Below are 18,622 nucleotides of genomic sequence, written 5' to 3' on the forward strand. Positions count from 1 at the left end.
GGGAGCCGATGCCGGTCACGGCATCGGCGGGCAGTGCTCAGCCGCCTTGAAGGTCGAGCTGACTGGAAAACCCGTGAAGGGCGGCCCCGGATCCTAATCCAGCGTCCGCCTGAACCGCACCAATGCCGTGCCGGCGAACAGCACCACGAACAGTACCAGCCAGCCGACCTCGGCTCCTATCGCATGGAGGTCGGCGCCCTTGAGCATCACCGCCCGGGTGATGCGCAGGAAATGCGTCAGCGGGAAGATTTCGCCCAGGACCTGCGCCCATCCGGGCATGCCGCGATATGGGAACATGAAGCCGGACAGCATGATCGACGGCAGGAAAAAGAAGAAGGTCAACTGCATTGCCTGCATCTGCGAGCCAGCCATGGTCGAGATCGTGTAGCCGAGCAGCACCAGCGAAAGCACGAAGACAAGCACCGCCGACAGAAGCAGCGTCAGTGAGCCGACGAAGGGAATGCTGAACAGCAGCTTCGCCGCGACCAGGACCACCACCATCTGCACCGCGCCGACGACAAGGAAGGGCAGCACCTTGCCCAGCATGATCTCGGCCGGGCTGGAAGGCATGGCGAGCAGGTTTTCCATCGTGCCGCGCTCGGTTTCCCGGGTCAGCGCCATGGCCGTCATCATCACCATGGTCATCTGCAGGATAACGCCGAGCAGGCCGGGCACGATGTTGTATTGCGAAATGCCTTCGGGATTGTAGCGCCGGTGCACCACCACCTGCAGCTGCCCCCTGGCGTCTTCGGCTGCCGCCGCCTGCATGCCCTGGGCGCGCAGCAGCGCCTGGCTCGCCACCGTGCTCAAGGTCGAGACGGCACCGCTCGCCGCCGAGGGATCGGTTGCGTCCGCCTCGATGAGGATCTGCGGATTGTCGCCGCGCTCGACCCGGCGGCCGAAGTCGGCCGGGATCGTCACCACGAAGGAAACGGCGCCCTTGGCCATCAGCTCCTCGGCCTCCGCGGCGCTTTGCGCCACATAATCGAAGCGATAGTAGCCCGTCATCTGCAGAGCGGAGGCCATGGCGCGCGTATACTGGTCGTTGCTCATGGCGACGAGCGCGGTCGGCAGGCTCTTGGGGTCGTTGTTTATGGCGAAGCCGAACAGCACCAGCTGCATCAACGGCACGCCCAGCATCATGGCGAAGGTGACGCGGTCGCGCCGCATCTGGATGAACTCCTTGATCAGCAAGGCGCCGAGCCTGGCGAAGGAAAGCACGTTGTTCATGCCATATTGTCCTTCGATCCCGACATGAACTGGATAAAGACATCCTCCAGGCTGGTTTCACCCGGCGTCACCGTCACGCCCTTGTGCTCTCTCTCGACATCGGCGAGGGCCGTCTCGAGCTTGTTCTTGTCGGAGCCGACGACATGCAGCGTGGCACCGAACGGCGCCACCTGGTCGACGCCAGGCCGGCCTTGCAACGCCTGCGCCACCTCGTCGAGCCGCGGGCCCTGCAGGACGAAAGTGGTCAAGCCCGCATTCTTCACCACTTCGGCGACGGTGCCGGTGGCCAGCATCTTGCCGTAGGAGATGTAGCTGATGCGGTGGCAGCGCTCGGCTTCGTCCATGTAATGGGTGGAGACCAGCACTGTCAGCCCACCGCTGGCGAGGCGATGGATTTCGTCCCAGAACTCGCGCCGCGCCTTCGGGTCGACGCCGGCGGTCGGCTCGTCGAGCAGAAGCAGTTTCGGCTTGTGCATGATGCAGGCGGCCAGCGCCAGCCGCTGCTTCCAGCCGCCGGACAAGGTACCTGCCAACTGGTTGCGGCGCGTCGCCAGCCCGAGTTCCTCCAACGTCCTGGCGACATACTCCTCGACCGGCTTCAACTGGTAGAGCCGCGCCACGAATTGGAGATTCTCGCCGATCGTCAGATCCTCGTAGAACGAGAATTTCTGCGTCATGTAGCCGACTTCACGCTTGATCCTGAGCGCATCGGTGCGGATGTCGAAACCCAGCACCGTGCCGTCGCCTTCGTCCGGCGTCAGCAGGCCGCACATGATGCGGATGGTGGTGGTCTTGCCCGAGCCGTTCGGCCCGAGGAAGCCGACGATCTCGCCTTCAGCGACCGACATGGTCACGTGGTCGACGACGGTCTTGTCGCCGAAGCGCTTGACGAGGCCGTGAACGTCGATGACGTTCATTGTCCTGAAACCGCGAGATCGACATCGACGATCTGGCCGGGCTGCAGCGGACCCGCATCGCCCTCGGGCCGCGCCTCGACGAGATAGACCAGTTTCTGCCGGTTTTCCAAGGAGTAGATCACCGGCGGGGTGAATTCGGGATCGGGCGAGATATAGCTGACGCGCGCCTTTACGTCCGGGCCGCAGCCGTCGCAATGGACGCTGAGCAGGCTGCCCACCTTGACCGAGGAAAAGGCCGTCTCCGGTATGTAGACACTGAGCTTCACCGCGCCGTCGGGAAGCACCGAGATGACAGGCGCGGTCGGACCGGCGGTGTCGCCAGGATTGCGGATGACGTCGTTGACGCGGCCGGGCGAAGGGGCGGCGAGCGTGCGCTTGGACAGGCGCCATTGCGCCTGTTCCAGTTCCGCCTGCGCCTGCTTGACCTGGTTGTCGGCGGCCTTGATCGTCTCGGGGCGCGCCGGCAGGCCGCCGACGGCGAGATTGGCCTCGGCCTGGCCAACCTGGGCGTTGGCGGTTTCCAGCGTCGCCGAGGCGGTGTCGTAGTCGGCCTGGGTGCCGGTGCCGCGCTTGAACAGGTCGGCGGCGCGGTCGTACTTTCGCTTGGCGTCGGCGGCCTGCGCCTTGGCCATGTCGACCTCGGCTTTCAGCACCGCGATCTCCTCCGGCCGCTTGCCGACCTGAAGGTCGGCGTACTGCGCCCGCGCCTGCGCAAGGGCCGCCTGCGCTTGCGCCACGGCGATCTTGGCGTCGGCATTTTCGAGTGTCACCACGGTGGCCCCGGGCGTGACGCGATCGCCGCGCTTCACCGTCACCGTCTCGACCTGCGCCACCTCGATGGGCGCCAGAAGCACATAGTCGCCCTCGACATAACCGACGGCGAGCGGTGCCGCCGGCGCGCAGGCACCGAAGAGTTGGGCGGCGAGCGGCAGCGCACACAGAAAGCTCATTGTTTTGATCCCTTTGTCCCCGCCTTCTTTCGGGCGGCCAGTATGGCGTCGAGGTTGTCCGTGGTGACCGCCACCATCTTGGCGGCCTCGGCGGCACCGATGTCGTGCCAGCCCATGCGGCGCATCACCGCTTCGCGGCCGATGCGGAAATAAATGACCTGGCCGATCAGCGTGAAGACGGTGAGCCGGGTCCGTTCGCTTTCGGCCGGCTCGCCGGTCGCCTGCTCCCAGATCAGGCACAGACGGCGATGCGTCGGCTCGAAGACGCCGTCATAGATGCGGTCCAGTGCTGCCGTCGGATGCGACAGTTCGCGCAGCACGAACTGCACGATCTCGCCGGCCTGCGGCGTCGCCACGACAAAGCCGACCATCCGCTCCAGTGCCGCGAAGAGCTGCGCGCGCGCGATATCCGGGTCGCTCGCCGTCGCCGTCTGCCCATCGCCGAGCGCCTGACCCGCGACGGCTTGAATGGTCTCGACGATGAAATCGGCGGCAGCCGTGCGAAGGCCTTCCTTGCCCCCGAAATGATAAGCGATCGAGCCGATGTTGGCCCCTGCCTCGGCCGCGATCTCGCGCGTCGAAGTGCCGTCGAAACCCTGGCGCCCGAACAATTTCAGCGCCGCCCGCACGAGCGCGGCGCGCGTCAGCTCTGCCGGGGATGTCCCGCCGCGGGGCGTCTTGGCGTCTGACGATCTGGCCATGGTGAAAAACCTTTAATCAATCGATTGATTAAAGTCAACTTTTACGGTGCTGCCTTGCTATCGCCTTCGGCAAGCGCTTTAGTGTGACGCCATGGGCAAGGAAATCGAGCGCAAGTTCCTGGTCTCCGGCACCGCATGGCGGGATCAGGTGGAAGCGGATATCCGCATTCTCCAATTCTATCTCGCCACGGCACCCGGACGAACCGTCCGGATCCGCATCAGCGATGGCGCGTCCGCCACGCTGACGCTCAAATTTGGCCGTGCCGCGCGTGAACGTGACGAATTCGAGTATCCGATACCCTTGGCCGACGCGCTGGATATGCTGGACTTCGCCCTCGGACGTGTCATCGAGAAGACACGTCATCATGTTAGGCATCGCGGCTATCTCTATGAAGTCGACGTCTTTGGTGGCGCGCTCGCGGGACTTGTGGTGGCCGAACTCGAGACGCCGGACGACGTGCCCGACGAAATGCTGCCGGACTGGCTCGACCGTGAAGTCACCGGCGAACAGAAGTTCTACAACGCGTCGCTCGCCCTCGGGGGGATACCGGAGATCGCCGCATGAGCTTTCGCATAGACCCGCGCATGCCGCTGACCGACGAGGTGAGACGCATCCTCGCCGAGGAAATCGGCAAGGCGCTGCTGCATTTGGATGCGGCGCGGACACGGCCGGAACAGGGGCTGCACAAATGCCGCAAGCGGCTGAAGAGCGCGCGTGCCCTGCTGCGTCTCGTTCGTTCCGGTGACGAAACATTCTGTGCCACGGAAAACCAATGCTATCGCAATGTGGCGGCGCTGCTTGCCGGCCCGCGTGAAGCCACAGCCCTGATCGAAACCATCGATCGACTGGCGGCGGGCTTCGCCAAGGAAAGCGCCGATGGCGGGCTCGATGCCGTGCGCGACAGACTGATCCAACGCCAGCATGATTTGCACGAAGGCGCCGGGCTCCAGGCGGCGATCGGCGCGGCCACCGCCGCCTGCGAAGACGGCATGAAGCGCATCGAGACGCTTGTCCTGCCCGACCAGCCGGAACAGGCCGCCGACGTGCTCGCCGAGGGCGCCCGCGCCACCTTGCGCCGTGCCAGGAAGGCACTCGACAAGGCCGGCTCGCACGGCGCGGCCGACGATTTCCACGACCTGCGCAAGGCGGCCAAGACGCATGGCATGCACCTGTCGCTGCTGGGCAGGCTGTGGCCGACCCCCATCAAGGAGCGGCGCAAGGCCGTGGATGCGCTGGGCGAGCGGCTCGGCGAACTGCATGATGTGTTCGTCATGCGCGCGCTGCACGAGGCGGACAGCGAGCCGCTGGGGACGCCCGAGGATACGAAACTTCTGGGCAAGCTGCTCAAGCGTTCGGAAAAGAGCCTCAAAAAGGCGTGCCTTGCCGAAGCGGCCGAACTGTTCGGCGACAGCCCGAAGCGCTCGACGAAAAGGCTAGCCCGCAAGGCCCGCGACGATCTGGCCGGCGCCTCGTCCGCGGACGATCAGGCCGGCGCTGCCGGTTGATCCTGGGCCTCCCGGGGCGAGCCTGCATCGATGGCGGGTCCATAGCGGCGACATTCCCGCCTGTTGCTTCCCCATCATGCCGGCAGTGGCCGTGGCTGTTTTGCGGGGGAAGGCTGACCCTTCGCTCGCGCACCGGCGTCGCGCGGGTGCGGGCCGATCGGCATGATCGCCTCGAACGGCGTGGCGCCAAAGGCAAACGTCCATTTGTAGCCGACCAACCCCTCCTCGGGCGTGGTGTGCTGGTCGTGATGGGCCAGCAGTTTCGCCCGATCGGCCAGTTCCTCGGCCTCGCGCCGCACCATCTCCGCGGTCTCGGGACGCATCCGCCTGGAGAAGCTGACGAAGGTCGCCTCCCGCTCGAGATGGGTGATCGCCCAGCCGATGAAATTCTTGTTGGTCATCTCGAACAGCGGCCTGAGCGGCCCCTCGAAATTCCATTGAATCGGGGTTTCGATCAGCAATCTCGCCGACAGGCCACGGCCGAGCGCGACCAGCCCGAGTTCCTCTAGGTCGCGCAGATAGAGGAACATCGAGGCTTCGCTCAGGCCCTGCGAGCGCATGATGCCTTCAGGCGTGAATTTTTCCGACAGCATGACGAAGACGAACAGCAGTGCCGGACGGCCGGCGAGCCGGCGTTCGATCTCGGGCGCGACGTGGTTGACCGGCCCCGGCCCCCTGTTCATCGAGCCGAGCACATTTTCCAGCTCCACGCCGGCGGCGGCGCAGATCTCCACCAGCCGGTCGAGCTTGCAGTTCTTCTCATGGAAGATACGCTTCACCGTCGGCTCGGAAACCCCCATGCGTTCGGCGAGCCCGCGATAGGTGACACCCTTTGCCTTCAGCGTCCGCTTCAGCGCCTCGAAGATCAGACCGTTCACGGGATGCACCTCTTGTCGGCGGTTTCGTATCGATATCCGATACTAGGGGCAATCACCCTTCCTGAAAAGTATCGAAAATCATAGGTCTTAGCGTCATCACAGGAGACCGGACATGAAACGCCTCATCACCTCAGCCTTCATCGCCGCCATCGGCATCGCGGCACCCGCCCAGGCCGGCGAACTCTGGCGCGCAACGGGCTTCGAACAGCCGGAATCGGCGCTGTTCGACGCCGCCGGCAACCGCATCATCGTCTCCAACATAGCAGGCAATCCGGGCGACGCCGACGGCAATGGCTATCTCAGCGTGCTGTCTCTCGACGGCCACATCGTCACCCAACACTGGACCGACGGCATGGACGCCCCAAAGGGCATGGCGATATCGGGCGGCAAGCTCTATGTCGCCGACATAACCAAGGTCCGTGTCGTCGATCTCGCCAGCGGCAAGCTGATCGACAGCATCGTGGTCCCGCATGCCGTCTTCCTGAACGACATGACATCGGACCGGTCCGGCAAGGTCTATGTCACCGACATGCTGGCCGACACGATCTACCGCATCGACGGCGACAGGGCGGAGCTGTTCGTCAAGGACCCGTTGCTCGCTTCACCCAACGGCGTCTTCGCCGACGGCGGCAGGCTGATCGTGGCGTCGTGGGGCAAGGGCATCAGGGCCGACTTCAGCACGGCCGAGCCTGGCGGGCTGCTGGCGGTCGACCTTGCCAGCAAGATGGTTTCGCCGCTGCCCGGCGCGCAGAAATTCGCCGACCTCGATGGCGTCATCGCCATTGGCGATACCATCTATGCCACCGCCTACATGACCGGCACGCTCTACCGATACAAGCCAGGCGGTGCGCCGGAAGCGGTGGCGCATTTCAAGCCGGGCAGCGCCGACATCGGCACCGACGGCAAGTCGATCCTCTACGTGCCGCTGATGAACGAAGGCGAAGTCGCGGCCCTGAAGCTGGACTGAGGACCGCCACCGCGGAGCCGAGCCGCGCGACCCTTCGCTGACAGCCTTGGATGGACCGTGGTAGACGGGTCCATCCAAGGCGATGATCAAGGAGGTGTGCCATGGACGGCCGGAAGACAAGAGCGGCCCAGCGGACGCCGTGAGCCAAGGCGGCAATCATCGGCCGCTCGCGCGAGACGAACTGCCGGACGATACGGCCGCCCTCGCCCGCGCGCTCGTCGGCAAGCTGGTGGTGCGCGACTTGCCTGAAGGCAGGGTCAGCGGCCGCATCGTCGAGACCGAGGCCTATGTCGTGGGCGATGCCGCCGGGCATGGGTTTAGGGGAATGACGCCGCGCAACCGGTCGCTGTTTCTCGAGCGCGGGCACGCCTATGTCTATCTCGCCTATGGCACCTCCTTCATGCTGAACGTTTCGAGCGAGACGCAGGGCACCGGAACCGGCGTTCTGATCCGGGCGCTGGAGCCGCTGGAAGGCGTCGCGATCATGCGGTTGAACCGTGGCGTCGAGCGCCTGCGCGACCTGGCGCGCGGGCCGGGAAGGCTGGCCTCGGCATTGCGGATCGATCGTTCACTCGACGGGATCGACCTTTGCCGGGAAGGTCCGCTATGGCTCGCACGCGATGGCGCTGAAACAGGCGAGATCGGGCAGAGCATCAGGATCGGCATCACGAAGGACGCCGAGCGCCTGCTGCGATTTTACCTCAAGGGAAGCCCGTTCGTCAGCGGCCCGGCATCGCTCAGTCGGTGACGGACGGCTGCTTCGCCTCTTGTTCTCCCGCCAGTTGCGCCCGCGCCTCGCGGATCGAGGCGGCATAGGTCACCAGCGGCCGCTTGACGCCGTGGTTGATCAGCATGCGCCGTATCCGCGGCGAGGCGCCCGAAATGACGAAGCGCACGCCGGCGCGGTTCGCCTTGCGCGCCGCACTTTCGATGACATTGGCCGCCGTCGAATCGAAAAGCGGCACCGCCGAACAGTCGAGGATGAAGTTGCGGCGCCGGTCGGCGATGCGGTCGAGCACGCTGCCGACGGTGGAGGCAGCACCGAAGAAGAAGGCGCCCGAGATGCGGTAGACGACGGTGTCGGCGTCGCTTGCCTCGCTGGAATCATAGGCGCTGGCGCCGTTGACACGGTCGGCGACGTCTTCCTGCACCAGATCCGCCTCGACCGCGACGGACTTGGCCATGCGGTCGATGAACAGGATCGAGCCGAGCGCGAAGCCGACGACGATGCCTTCGGTGAGGTCGCGGAAGACGACGATCAGGAAAGTCGCCAGCAGCACGAGCGCATCGCCGCGCGATGCCCTGAGCAGCGTGGCGAAGGCCTGTTTCTCGAACATGTTCCAGCAGACCACCGCCAGCACGCCGGCAAGGGCCGAGAGCGGAATGTAGCTGGCGAGTGGCGCCGCCGCCAGCATCAGCACCAGCAGGATGGCCGAGTGGACGATGCCCGAAACCGGGCCGTGCGCGCCGGCGCGCACATTGGTGGCGGTGCGGGCGATGGTGCCGGTGGCGCAGATGCCGCCGAACAGGGCGGACGCGATGTTGGCGAAGCCCTGCGCCACCAGCTCGCAATTGGACCGGTGCCGCCGCCCCGTCATGCCGTCGGCGACGACGGCCGACAGCAGCGATTCGATGGCGCCGAGCAGCGCGAAGGCGATGGCATCCGGCAGGACGTCGAGCATCCTACCGAAGCTGACGGGTGGAAGTGCGGGCCATTGCAGGCTGCGCGGAATGCCGCCATAGCGCGTGCCGATGGTCTCGGCCGGCAGCGCGAACAGCGCCACGACGAGCGAGGCAAGCCCGATGGCGATCAGCATGGAAGGCCATTTCGGCCGCCAGCGCTTCAGGAGGACGATGGTCGCGATGGTCAGCGCCGCCACGAAGGTCGCCGCGAAGTTGATGGTGCCGGCTGCTTCACCAAGCGCGATCAGCTTGGGCACGAACGGCCCGGGCTCCCTGCCCGGCAAGGTCAGCCCGAACAATTCGACGATCTGGCCGGAGAAGATGATGACGGCAATGCCGGCGGTGAAGCCGACGGTGACCGGATAGGGAATGAACTTGATGTAGGTGCCGAGCCGGAGGTACCCGATGGCAAGCAGGAAAATGCCTGCCATCATCGTCGCCAGCAGCAGGCCGTCGACACCGACGCGCGCGACCGTCGCCGCCACCAGCACGATAAAGGCGCCGGCCGGCCCGCCGATCTGGAAGCGGCTGCCGCCAAGGGCCGAGATGATGAAGCCGCCGACGATGGAGGTGTAGAGGCCACGTTCCGGCGTCACGCCCGAAGCGATCGCGATTGCCATCGACAGCGGCAGCGCGACGATGGCGACGGTCAGGCCGGACATGAAGTCGGCCTTGAATTGCGGCAGGTGGTAACCCTCCCGCCAGACTGTCACCAGCTTCGGCGTGAACAATTCGGAAAATGTCGGCGTCACCGGTTGATGGACCGATTCATGCACTGCTTGACGCGCTTGGTCCATGGACTGCCTTCCGCACCTGCAATGGCGGCGGGATCGTCGGCAGGACTGTCGGCGGTCGTCGTCGCGACTTATGCCGGCTCAGCCTTGGGATCCGGCGATACGGCGGGCTTGAGGCGCACGCCCCTGCCGCCGCGCTCGCTGGCCTGGTTCTCGCCGATCAACTCCACCCCGGCCCCGTCGAGAGCTTGGATGACCTTCATCAGCGTGTCGACCACGCCCCTGACCACGCCATCGCTCGCTTCCATGCGCTGGATGGTCGGAAGCGAGACGCCGGCGCGCTCGGCGAGCGTCTTCTGGTCGATGCCGGCCAGGGCCCTCGCGGCACGCATCTGTGCGGCAGTGATCATTGGCCGGAACCCATGTCTGAGTCTGCGGAAATAATGTATAATACCATCATTATGATGTTTCAAGCATCATTATAGATGCGACAAACGTAATCGTCGTCGCATGGTTGCCCATTTTTTGTGCTCCCGAGGATTTCAAGCTAGGATGGTGTCCATCCGGGCAGGGGTAACGCGGTTGACCGTTTTCAAGACTTTGATGACATCGGCATGCTTGCTGTCGATGGTTCTGGCACTGGCGGGCTGTGGTGGACACCTCATCAACAGGTTGATCTGACGGCGAGGTCAGGCATCGTCGCCCACCGCCATGCGCCGCTGCAGAAGCCTCGCCACCAACCAGCATAGCATCGCCCAGGCGAAGCCGGCACACCAGCCGGCCAGCACATCCGATGGCCAGTGGACGCCGAGATAGACGCGGCTGACGCCGACCAGCACCGTCGTGAGCACCGCCAGGAACAACACGTAGACCTTGGTCGTCCGGCCCGGCAGGAAGCGCGCCGCCAGCGAACCGAGCGTCAGATAAGTCACCGCCGACAGCATGGCGTGGCCGCTCGGGAACGAAAGCGACGTCTCGTTGACCAGATGTGAAACCAGTTCCGGGCGCGGCCGGTCGATGCCGACTTTCAGCAGGCTCGACAAGACCTGGCCGCCGGCGACGGCGACGAAGATGAGAAGCGCGGTTCCCCGCCTGCGGATCAAAAGCAGGTAGAGGATCGTCGCCGCCGTGATCAGCACCAGCACGCTGGTGCTGCCGAGGCTGGTGATGTCGCGCATCGCCCCTTCCAGCCATGGCGGGCCGATTGGGATTCCGGGTTGACCGCTCTGGCGGAAGGCAAGCAGGATCTCGGTATCGAAGGCGTGCGGCGTGGTGGCCCGTGCCACCTCCATCAATTCCTCGAATGCCCACAGCCCGCCGGCGATGACCAGGCCGGCCAGCAGCACCGGGAATTCGACCCGGTTGAGCAGGGCATTCGCGACGTTTTTCATCGGCACCATTACAACCGCCCTTGCAGATAGGGCCCGAGCGTGATCAGCGCCACCGCGGCGATCGCCAGCATGATGCCGGTCGCCTGCAGCGCGTTGACTCGCTCGCCGAAGAACACCAGCGCCACGACATTGACCGAGACCAGCTGGATCACCGCCGAGAGGCTGAACGACACCGACATGCCGAACTCGCGGATCAGCCGCAGCATGATCAAATTGCCCAGCGAATAGAGCGCCAGCGTCAGCAGGATCTTGCCCAGGCTCGGCGCCAGTCCCCATTGCTTGGCGGCAGTCGCCGCCAGAAGGAAGATCACGGTCGAAAAGACAAGCTGCAGCAGTCCCGAAAAACTCAACGTCCCGTCCCCCTCGAAGCGGCTTTCGCCTGATATCGCGGACGTTGTTTCCGAAGCGCGCCAAGACGTCAAGCGACGTCGTTCCAAGATAGTGGGTCAGTTTCTTCACCCGCCTGACCAACGGGTTCTCAAAGAAGGTTGAGGCCCACGCTAAAGCGGCTGCGCCGCATTTCATCTACTACAATTTTGTCCGCATTCATGCTTCTCTGCGGATGACCCCGGCAATGGCTGCAGGTGTCACTCACAAGCTATGGGAAATCGGCGATATTGTTGCGCTGATCGAGGCTAGAGAGGCAGAGAAGCCAATGGTTCGCTGTGCCTGCAAAAAGCGGAGCGAGGAAATTTGAAGTACGAATGGGCGGACAATCCTCACCTGTTTATTCCAGTAACAGCCTGCGCCGTTGTATTGGCGCTGAGCTTCGCAACTATGTTCGTCTCACTCGCAAGCATAATTCTACGCACCGATTTCTATGGCTCGATTGATGAGCAGAACCTTCCTTGGAGCGAGCGAATGGGAAGCCGGGATTCCAGGCTTCATGCTGAATTTTCGTCGCCCCGCTTCCAGATGGCGCGTCGTACAATAGCATATGGCGCTATCGTCTTTTTCGGCACCTTCGGTGTGATGGCGCTTATCTTGATTGTTTTCGGCCACCCGTCCTGAATGGAATTCCAAGCTGACCCACTACCCGTTCCAAGGAAGGTCTTGGCAACGGCGAGAGTGAAGCTCAATGTGCCGGAATCGCCCGGTCTGTCGATAGAAGGGCGGTCAGGGGCCCATGATTCGTATTCATCAGAACTTGACGCGGCGCTGGAGCGAGCTTTCCCTCGCCGTGCAATTCGTCATTGCCGGCGGCTTTGGCCTCCTGGGCGTCATGCTGATCGTAGGCACTTGGGTGACGACGCAGATCCGGGACGGCGTCACCCGCAATTCGGCCGCAACGACGGCACTCTATGTCGACAGCGTGATCGCACCGCTGCTGCCCGACCTGCGCACGAGCGAGCAGCTCAGCGAATCCGTCAAACAGGCACTCGACGAGACGCTCGGCCAGGGCGCGCTCGGTAAACGCCTGGCCTCGTTCAGGCTCTGGCGGCGCGACGGCACGGTGCTCTACGCGAAGGACTCCAGATTGATCGGCCGCCGCTTCGACCTGAACAGAAATCTGCGTTCCGCCTTCCAGGGCAGTGTCGTTGCCCAGTTCGATACGTTCGACGAAAACGAAGACAAGGAACGGACCACGGCTGTGCCGTTGCTCGAGATCTACAATCCGGTGCGCGAACCCTGGTCCGGCGACGTGGTCGCGGTCACCGAATTCTATGAGATCGCGACCGATTTCAAAGCCACCCTGGCTTCCGCCCTGCTGTCGAGCTGGCTGGTCGTGGCCGGCACCACCTTGACGGCATTCCTGCTTCTGTCGGGCATCGTCCTGCGCGCCAGCCGCACCATCGACGATCAGCGCGGGGCGCTTCGCCGCCAGGTGTCTGAGCTGCAGGGCCTGGTGACGCAGAACAGCGCCTTGCGGCAACGCGTGCAGCGGGCGTCCCGCCGCGCCGCCGCGCTCAACGAAAGATATCTGCGCCGGATCGGCGCCGACCTGCATGACGGCCCTGCCCAGCTCGTGGCCCTGGCGGCGCTGCGCATGGACAGTCCGGTGTTTACCGGCGACAGCCATGGCAGCGAAGGCCGCTCGACCGAGGTCGCCATGATCCGCAAGACGCTGGAGGACGCGATGCGCGAGATACGCGGCATCTGCACCGGCCTGGTGCTGCCGCAGATAGAAACGGCAGCGGTGGTGGACGTGTTGCGGCTGGCCGTCGACGAACATGAGCGCCGGACGGGCACGTCGGTGAGGCTCACGCTGCCCGGACATTTGCCCGAACCGGGTCCTTCTGAAAAGATCAGCATCTATCGCTGCGTGCAGGAGGGGCTGAACAATGCCTACCGCCACGGGCGCGGCAAGGATCAGGCGGTGCGTGCGGGCATGAAGAACGGCAGGCTTTTCGTTGAAGTGTCGGATGGCGGGCCCGGCTTCGATCCGGCGCGGGCCGAGGGGTTGGGGCTGGCCGGCATTCGGGAGCGGGTTGAAAGCATTGGCGGACAGTTCGAGACGGAGACAGGGCCAAAAGGCACCAAGCTGGTGATCCGTCTTTCGGTCGAGGAGCAAGCATGATGGGCGCCATCCGCATCGCCATTGTCGACGATCATCCACTGTTCCGCGAAGGCGTGACGCGCAGCCTGTCGGAGATCGGCGGCTTCGAGATGGTCGGCGAAGGTGCGACCGCGCAGGACGCGGAACGCATCGCCTCGACCATGCAGCCCGATATAATGCTGCTCGACATTTCCATGCCGGGCGGCGGCCTGGCTGCGGTTGCAGGCATCCTTGCCGGCCATCCCGCGCAGAAGATCGTCATGTTGACCGTTTCAGAGGCCAATGCCGACGTAACCAAGGCCCTGAACGCGGGTGTGCGCGGCTATGTCCTCAAGGGAGTGGGATCACGCGGGCTCGCCGATATCCTGCGCAGCGTGGCGGCTGGCGAAAGCTATCTTTCGCCGATGTTGTCGGCCCGGCTGCTTTCCGATGTGCAGTCCCTGCAGCCTGCCAACGGCGTAGCGGACCGGCTGCGGCAACTCACCGTCCGACAGACCGAAATCCTGCGGCTGGTGGCGGAGGGACTGAGCAACAAGGAAGTTGCCTTGCGCCTGGAGCTGCAGGAGAAGACCGTCAAACACCACATGACGGGGGTGCTGTCGAAACTCAACGTGCGAAACCGCACTGAAGCGGCCCTCATGATGCGCGAGTTCCGCGACCGCGAGAGGGACCGGCCATAGAGCCATCGCGGCATGGAAGGCCGCGCGAAACGAGGTCACCTCCGCCGGGGGCGGCGGAGGTGACATGTGAAACTGGTCGTTGCCTGTTGACCAGCTTCACAAGACCTGAATCCGGAGGGCCTGGATTCAGAGGGCCTTGAGACGGGTAAAGTCGGCCGGTGTGGCCCGGCGGTCGATGATCGTGCGGCCAAGCGCGTCCTTCATCCTGAAACGGCCGTTCTCGATCTTTTCCGTCATGCCGTCGGGGTGCTGGACCGAAATCTGGTTGCCGTCCACGTCGACCTGGTCGCCGGTCGTGGCGTTGACATGGCTGGAGTTGTTGTCGCTCTGACCCTTGCCGGATCCCGCGTCGCCGCCACCGTTGTCGGAATTGCCGCCGCTGTTCCCGTTCCCGTTGCTACCGCCGTTGCCGTTTCCGTTCCCGCTGTTACCACCGTTGCCATTTCCACTGTTGCCGCCGCTGCCACTGTTGCCACCACCATTGCCGTTGTTGCCGCCGCCGCCATTGCCACCCTTGGCATGCGCGGTCGCGCCCTCGATTCCTGGCACGAAGCCATGGAAGGCAATCTCATAGGGAGCGACGGTCAGCGCCAGGAGGGCCGCTGATCCGAGAGCCAAACGGCAAAAACGGGCCGTCATCGATCCGTGCATACTGATCTCCGTCGATCGGGCCGGCGCGCCCACCCCAACGTTGCAGTGCAACCAACATCGCCGAAAGACGTGGCGACCGGAAGCGGCCTCCGACCGTTGCGTTTGTCTCCCAGGACCTTTGCAGGCGCAAGATTGGACCAAAGTCCTAGACCAGCCGCGTTTGGAGGTGGCAGCGCAGCATCATGTCACGAAAATGTGATCAGCCGACTGTAAGGCGGTCGAGCAGTCAACAAGCTCCAGCCAAATCCAGCCAGAGGCTCCCATGACCGAACATCGCTCCCCCGACGCCCGATTCCGCACCAGCCTGCTCGAGGAAAACGAAGGCCCGGCCAACAATCCCAGCGAAAACCGCACGATGGGCGAGATCATCGCCGCGCGGTTTTCACGCCGTGGCTTCCTCAAGGGTTCGCTCGCCGTCTCGGCGATCGCCGCCACTGTCAGCCCGCTGGCCATGATCGCCGCCGACGATGCGCGCGCCGCGGAAGGCTCCGCCTTCAAATTCGACGAGCTGGAGGCCGGTATCGACGACAAGCACCATGTCGCGCCAGGCTACGATGCCGACGTGCTGTTGCGCTGGGGCGATCCGTTGTTCGCCGATTCGCCGGAATTCGACCCGACGAAGCAGTCGGCGCAGGCGCAGGCCAGGCAGTTCGGCTACAACAACGACTATGTCGGCTATATCGCGATCGACGGCTCGGCCGAGCATGGCCTGCTGGTGGTCAACCACGAATACACCAATCCGCATCTGATGTTCCCCGGCATCGTCAAGATCGTCGACAAGGACGGCAAGAAGTCGGCCGAGGTGGCGCCGCTCTCGAAGGAACAGGTCGATGTCGAGATGGCCGCCCATGGCGGCACCATCGTCGAAATCCGCAAGGATGGCGGCAAATGGCAGGTTGTGCGCGACGGCAAGCTCAACCGCCGCATCACCTCCAACACCGAGATGGCGCTGTCCGGCCCGGTCGCCGGCCATGACCGCGTCAAGACCAATGCCGATCCGTCCGGAACGAAAGTCTTCGGCACGATCAACAACTGCGCCGGCGGCGTCACGCCCTGGGGCACCTATGTGATGGCCGAGGAGAACATCCACGGCTATTTCTCCGGCGAGCTGCCGGAAGGCCACAAGGAAGCCGCCAACTACAAGCGCCTCGGCATCCCGGAAGGCGCCTATGAATGGGGCGCGCATTACGACCGCTTCAACCTCGCCAAGGAGCCGAACGAGCCCAACCGCTTCGGCTGGATCGTCGAGGTCGACGTCGACGACCCGAATTCGGTGCCGCGCAAGCGCACCGCCATGGGCCGCTTCAAGCATGAGGGCGCCGAATCGATCGTCGCCAAGGACGGCCGCGTCGTCTTCTACCTCGGCGACGACGAGCGCTTCGACTATGTCTACAAGTTCGTCACCAAGGGCGCGTTCAATGCCGACGATCGCGCTGCCAACAAGGACCTGCTCGACGACGGCACGCTGCATGTCGCCAAATTCGGCGAGGACGGCTCGGTCGAATGGATGCCGATCGTGTTCGGCCAGGGTCCGCTGACGGCGGAAAACGGTTTTGCCGGCCAGGCCGACGTGCTGATCGAGACGCGCCGCGCCGCCGACCTGCTCGGCGCCACCAAGATGGATCGGCCCGAAGACATCCAGCCCAATGCCGGCAACGGCAAGGTCTATGTCATGCTGACCAACAACTCCAAGCGCAAGGCCGATCAGGTCGACGCCGCCAACCCGCGCGCCGGAAATGCCTTCGGCCATATCATCGAGATCGTCGAGGACGGCGGCGATTTCGCCGCCACGAAGGGCAAGTGGGAAGTGTTGCTGAAATGCGGCGACCCGTCGGTGGCCGATGTCGGCGCCACCTTCTCCACCGCGACGACGGCCAATGGCTGGTTCGGCATGCCGGACAATTGCGCGGTCGATTCGGCCGGGCGTCTGTGGGTCGCCACCGACGGCCAGGGCCCGAAGGCCACCGGCCGCACCGACGGCCTGTGGGCGGTGGACACGGAAGGATCGGCGCGGGCGACCTCGAAACTGTTCTTCCGGGTGCCGATCGGCGCAGAAATGTGCGGCCCGCTGTTCGCGCCGGACGATCAGACCGCCTTCGTCGCCGTCCAGCATCCAGGCGACGGCGGCGAGGACTGGGAAGCGTTCGGCCGGCCCTCCTACTACGAGGACCCGTCGACCCGCTGGCCCGATTTCAAGCCCGACATGCCTGTGCGGCCGGCGGTCGTGGCGATCACCAGACAGGGCGGCGGCAAGATCGCCATCTGACGCCGGGTGAGACAAAACGAGAGGGGCTTCGGGGACCGAGGCCTCTCTTTTTTCGCATCGGCTTGCTCAAGTCTCGGGAAAGATTGGCAATTTACACGTGGCGCCCTAGATCGTGATCAGGAGATCACCGCCATGCCGAAGTCGATCTACGATCGTGGCTTGCTCAAGCCGGCCGAAGTGGCCACCCTGCAACGTGTCTTCGACGAGGCTTGCCGCCGACGCGAAGCTCATCCCGAATCCGCCGAAGCACGTGAACTGGCTCTCACCTTGCTTGCCCTCTACAATGCCGGCATGGTCGACGAGGACACGCTGACCGAGGCTGTCGGTTTCCGGCGGCTGGAGCCGAAATCAGCGTGAGCCGCCCGGCTGGCCGGGACCCGCGATGCGCCTGGCGATCGCCTTGGCCAATATGGCGGCATTGGCAAAGCAGCCGCGGATGCTCGGCCGCATGCCGGTGAACCACAGGCCGGGCAGTTTCGGATCGGTCTGGCCGCCGTTGAAGAGCGGAACGCCCTTGTCGTCGAGCACGCCGAGATTGCCGACCATGCGCTCCAGCCCGGTACGGTAGCCCGTCGCGGCGATGACGATGTCGGGTGCAACCAAGCTGCCATCGGCCAGGATGACGCCATCGCGGGTGAACTCCTGTATCGCCGGCACCACAACGATCCTGCCCGATTTGATGGCGTCGACGGCGCCGTCGTCCGCGGCGATCGCGGTGTAGTCCGAAGTCAGGCGGCTGGCGCCACCGGCAGGTGCCGGCGGCATGCCGAATTTGGTGAGATCGCCGAAAACCAGGCGCTGCGTCACCGCCATCACCGCATCGGCGACGCGCAAAGGAAGGCGCGCCATGAGCGGCGAGAGGCGATGCACGGCGATCTTGCCGACGCGCTTGGGCAAAAGGACGGGTCCGTTGCGGGCCGACAGCCAGACAGCTGCGGTATCGATGCCCGACAGATGATTGAGGGCGTCGAAGCCCGAATTGCCGGCGCCGACAACCAGCACCTTCTTGCCCGCATAGGCCTGGGCATCGCCAAAATCCGCCGAATGGATGATCCGGCCCGCGAACGCCTGCATGCCCTTCCATTGCGGCGTGTAGGGCTCCCGGTCGCGGCCGGTGGCAACGACGACATGACGCGCCAGTCGCGAGCCGGCGCTGGTGTGCACCACCCAGTGGTCGCCCCCGGACACGATGGCCTCGACGGAAACGCCAAACTCCACCGGCAAACGATTCGCCTCATGGAAATCGCTCATATGGCGGATGACGACATCCCGGTGCGGAAAGGCGGGGGTGCCCTTGGGATAGGTAAGGCCGGGCAGCGCCGAGAGATCACGGTGGGTGTTGAGGTGCAGTTGCACGTGGCGCCGGCGCCAGGGCTCGGCCAGCCGGCTTTCCTTCTCCAGGATCGCCGTCGCCACGCCGGCCTTCATCAATGCCTGCGCGACGGTCAGCCCGGCAGCGCCGGCGCCAATGACGATTGCAGGCTCGACCCTCACCAACTGCTCCATCATGGTCCCGGGTGTCGTATCAGCCATCCACTTTCGAATCCCATTCGCCCCTGCGGCAAGCCCGA

Annotated in this window: 20 protein-coding genes and 1 pseudogene; 10 read left to right on the forward strand and 11 right to left on the reverse strand. The window is 64.6% G+C overall.

Annotation, left to right across the window (positions count from 1 at the left end; genetic code table 11):
• Positions 1 to 93 precede the first annotated feature (93 nt).
• Genes LB556_RS29110 through LB556_RS29125 form a run of 4 tightly spaced genes read right to left on the reverse strand, consistent with a single transcriptional unit; the run spans position 94 to position 3,798 of the window.
• Entirely contained in the window at positions 94 to 1,230 is a 1,137-nt protein-coding gene (locus LB556_RS29110; RefSeq protein WP_224570967.1) for an ABC transporter permease, read from the reverse strand.
• Positions 1,227 to 2,147, reverse strand: a complete 921-nt coding sequence (locus LB556_RS29115) for an ABC transporter ATP-binding protein (protein ID WP_224570968.1) — start codon at positions 2,145 to 2,147, stop codon at positions 1,227 to 1,229. Before LB556_RS29115 ends, LB556_RS29110 begins: the two co-directional genes overlap by 4 nt.
• Entirely contained in the window at positions 2,144 to 3,097 is a 954-nt protein-coding gene (locus LB556_RS29120; protein WP_224570969.1) for an HlyD family secretion protein, read from the reverse strand. The genes LB556_RS29115 and LB556_RS29120 overlap by 4 nt, the downstream gene beginning before the upstream one ends.
• Entirely contained in the window at positions 3,094 to 3,798 is a 705-nt protein-coding gene (locus LB556_RS29125; protein WP_224570970.1) for a CerR family C-terminal domain-containing protein, read from the reverse strand. Before LB556_RS29125 ends, LB556_RS29120 begins: the two co-directional genes overlap by 4 nt.
• A gap of 91 nt (positions 3,799 to 3,889) precedes the next feature.
• On the opposite strand from LB556_RS29125, the gene LB556_RS29130 reads away from it, so the two are divergent.
• Positions 3,890 to 4,363 (forward strand): CYTH domain-containing protein, encoded by a 474-nt coding sequence (locus LB556_RS29130; protein WP_224570971.1) that lies wholly within the window; start codon positions 3,890 to 3,892, stop codon positions 4,361 to 4,363.
• Positions 4,360 to 5,304, forward strand: a complete 945-nt coding sequence (locus LB556_RS29135; protein ID WP_224570972.1) for a CHAD domain-containing protein — start codon at positions 4,360 to 4,362, stop codon at positions 5,302 to 5,304. The genes LB556_RS29130 and LB556_RS29135 overlap by 4 nt, the downstream gene beginning before the upstream one ends.
• 74 nt (positions 5,305 to 5,378) lie before the next feature.
• Here the strand turns inward: LB556_RS29135 and LB556_RS29140 are convergent, their stop codons facing one another.
• Positions 5,379 to 6,182, reverse strand: coding sequence for a helix-turn-helix domain-containing protein (locus LB556_RS29140; RefSeq protein ID WP_224570973.1), 804 nt, complete (start codon positions 6,180 to 6,182; stop codon positions 5,379 to 5,381).
• A 112-nt stretch (positions 6,183 to 6,294) separates the two neighbouring features.
• Here LB556_RS29140 and LB556_RS29145 point away from each other — a divergent pair, with 112 nt between their 5' ends.
• Complete coding sequence (locus LB556_RS29145) at positions 6,295 to 7,149, forward strand: SMP-30/gluconolactonase/LRE family protein (protein ID WP_224570974.1); 855 nt, start codon at positions 6,295 to 6,297, stop codon at positions 7,147 to 7,149.
• Between the two features lie 82 nt (positions 7,150 to 7,231).
• Positions 7,232 to 7,897 carry a DNA-3-methyladenine glycosylase gene (locus LB556_RS29150; protein ID WP_224570975.1) on the forward strand — a complete coding sequence of 222 codons (666 nt, stop codon included), beginning with the start codon at positions 7,232 to 7,234 and terminating at the stop codon, positions 7,895 to 7,897.
• Here LB556_RS29150 and LB556_RS29155 read toward each other — a convergent pair.
• The 4 genes from LB556_RS29155 to LB556_RS29170 all read right to left on the reverse strand — a co-directional run bounded on the left by LB556_RS29155 (position 7,887) and on the right by LB556_RS29170 (position 11,307).
• Complete coding sequence (locus LB556_RS29155; RefSeq protein ID WP_224570976.1) at positions 7,887 to 9,629, reverse strand: SulP family inorganic anion transporter; 1,743 nt, start codon at positions 9,627 to 9,629, stop codon at positions 7,887 to 7,889. The genes LB556_RS29150 and LB556_RS29155 overlap by 11 nt on opposite strands.
• A 68-nt stretch (positions 9,630 to 9,697) precedes the next feature.
• Positions 9,698 to 9,976 (reverse strand): helix-turn-helix domain-containing protein, encoded by a 279-nt coding sequence (locus LB556_RS29160; protein WP_224570977.1) that lies wholly within the window; start codon positions 9,974 to 9,976, stop codon positions 9,698 to 9,700.
• A 279-nt stretch (positions 9,977 to 10,255) separates the two neighbouring features.
• Positions 10,256 to 10,957 carry a phosphatase PAP2 family protein gene (locus LB556_RS29165; RefSeq protein WP_224570980.1) on the reverse strand — a complete coding sequence of 234 codons (702 nt, stop codon included), beginning with the start codon at positions 10,955 to 10,957 and terminating at the stop codon, positions 10,256 to 10,258.
• A gap of 8 nt (positions 10,958 to 10,965) precedes the next feature.
• Positions 10,966 to 11,307: a hypothetical protein gene (locus tag LB556_RS29170; RefSeq protein ID WP_224570982.1), complete on the reverse strand. Its 342-nt coding sequence runs from the start codon at positions 11,305 to 11,307 to the stop codon at positions 10,966 to 10,968.
• A 104-nt stretch (positions 11,308 to 11,411) separates the two neighbouring features.
• Between LB556_RS29170 and LB556_RS29175 the strand changes: the two are divergent.
• The 4 genes and pseudogenes from LB556_RS29175 to LB556_RS29190 form a co-directional block, all read left to right on the forward strand.
• A pseudogene (locus tag LB556_RS29175) lies at positions 11,412 to 11,654 on the forward strand (IS1 family transposase); the annotation flags it as partial.
• The gene (locus LB556_RS29180) at positions 11,651 to 11,968 is read left to right on the forward strand and encodes a hypothetical protein (RefSeq protein ID WP_224570983.1); all 318 of its coding nucleotides are present in this window, start codon (positions 11,651 to 11,653) and stop codon (positions 11,966 to 11,968) included. The pseudogene LB556_RS29175 and the gene LB556_RS29180, both read left to right, overlap by 4 nt.
• A 115-nt stretch (positions 11,969 to 12,083) precedes the next feature.
• Positions 12,084 to 13,475 carry a sensor histidine kinase gene (locus LB556_RS29185; protein WP_224570984.1) on the forward strand — a complete coding sequence of 464 codons (1,392 nt, stop codon included), beginning with the start codon at positions 12,084 to 12,086 and terminating at the stop codon, positions 13,473 to 13,475.
• Complete coding sequence (locus LB556_RS29190) at positions 13,472 to 14,134, forward strand: response regulator (protein WP_224570985.1); 663 nt, start codon at positions 13,472 to 13,474, stop codon at positions 14,132 to 14,134. The genes LB556_RS29185 and LB556_RS29190 overlap by 4 nt, the downstream gene beginning before the upstream one ends.
• 126 nt (positions 14,135 to 14,260) lie before the next feature.
• Here the strand turns inward: LB556_RS29190 and LB556_RS29195 are convergent, their stop codons facing one another.
• Positions 14,261 to 14,785 carry a hypothetical protein gene (locus tag LB556_RS29195; RefSeq protein WP_224571019.1) on the reverse strand — a complete coding sequence of 175 codons (525 nt, stop codon included), beginning with the start codon at positions 14,783 to 14,785 and terminating at the stop codon, positions 14,261 to 14,263.
• Between the two features lie 262 nt (positions 14,786 to 15,047).
• Between LB556_RS29195 and LB556_RS29200 the strand changes: the two genes are divergently transcribed.
• Complete coding sequence (locus LB556_RS29200; RefSeq protein ID WP_224570986.1) at positions 15,048 to 17,051, forward strand: PhoX family protein; 2,004 nt, start codon at positions 15,048 to 15,050, stop codon at positions 17,049 to 17,051.
• Positions 17,052 to 17,183: 132 nt separating this feature from the next.
• Positions 17,184 to 17,408: a hypothetical protein gene (locus LB556_RS29205; protein ID WP_224570987.1), complete on the forward strand. Its 225-nt coding sequence runs from the start codon at positions 17,184 to 17,186 to the stop codon at positions 17,406 to 17,408.
• Here LB556_RS29205 and LB556_RS29210 read toward each other — a convergent pair.
• On the reverse strand, positions 17,400 to 18,584 hold the full coding sequence (locus LB556_RS29210) for a flavin-containing monooxygenase (RefSeq protein WP_224570988.1): 1,185 nt from the start codon (positions 18,582 to 18,584) through the stop codon (positions 17,400 to 17,402). The genes LB556_RS29205 and LB556_RS29210 overlap by 9 nt on opposite strands.
• Positions 18,585 to 18,622: the final 38 nt, after the last annotated feature.

It is taken from the genome of Mesorhizobium sp. ES1-4 (assembly GCF_020164745.1).
Lineage (GTDB): Bacteria > Pseudomonadota > Alphaproteobacteria > Rhizobiales > Rhizobiaceae > Mesorhizobium.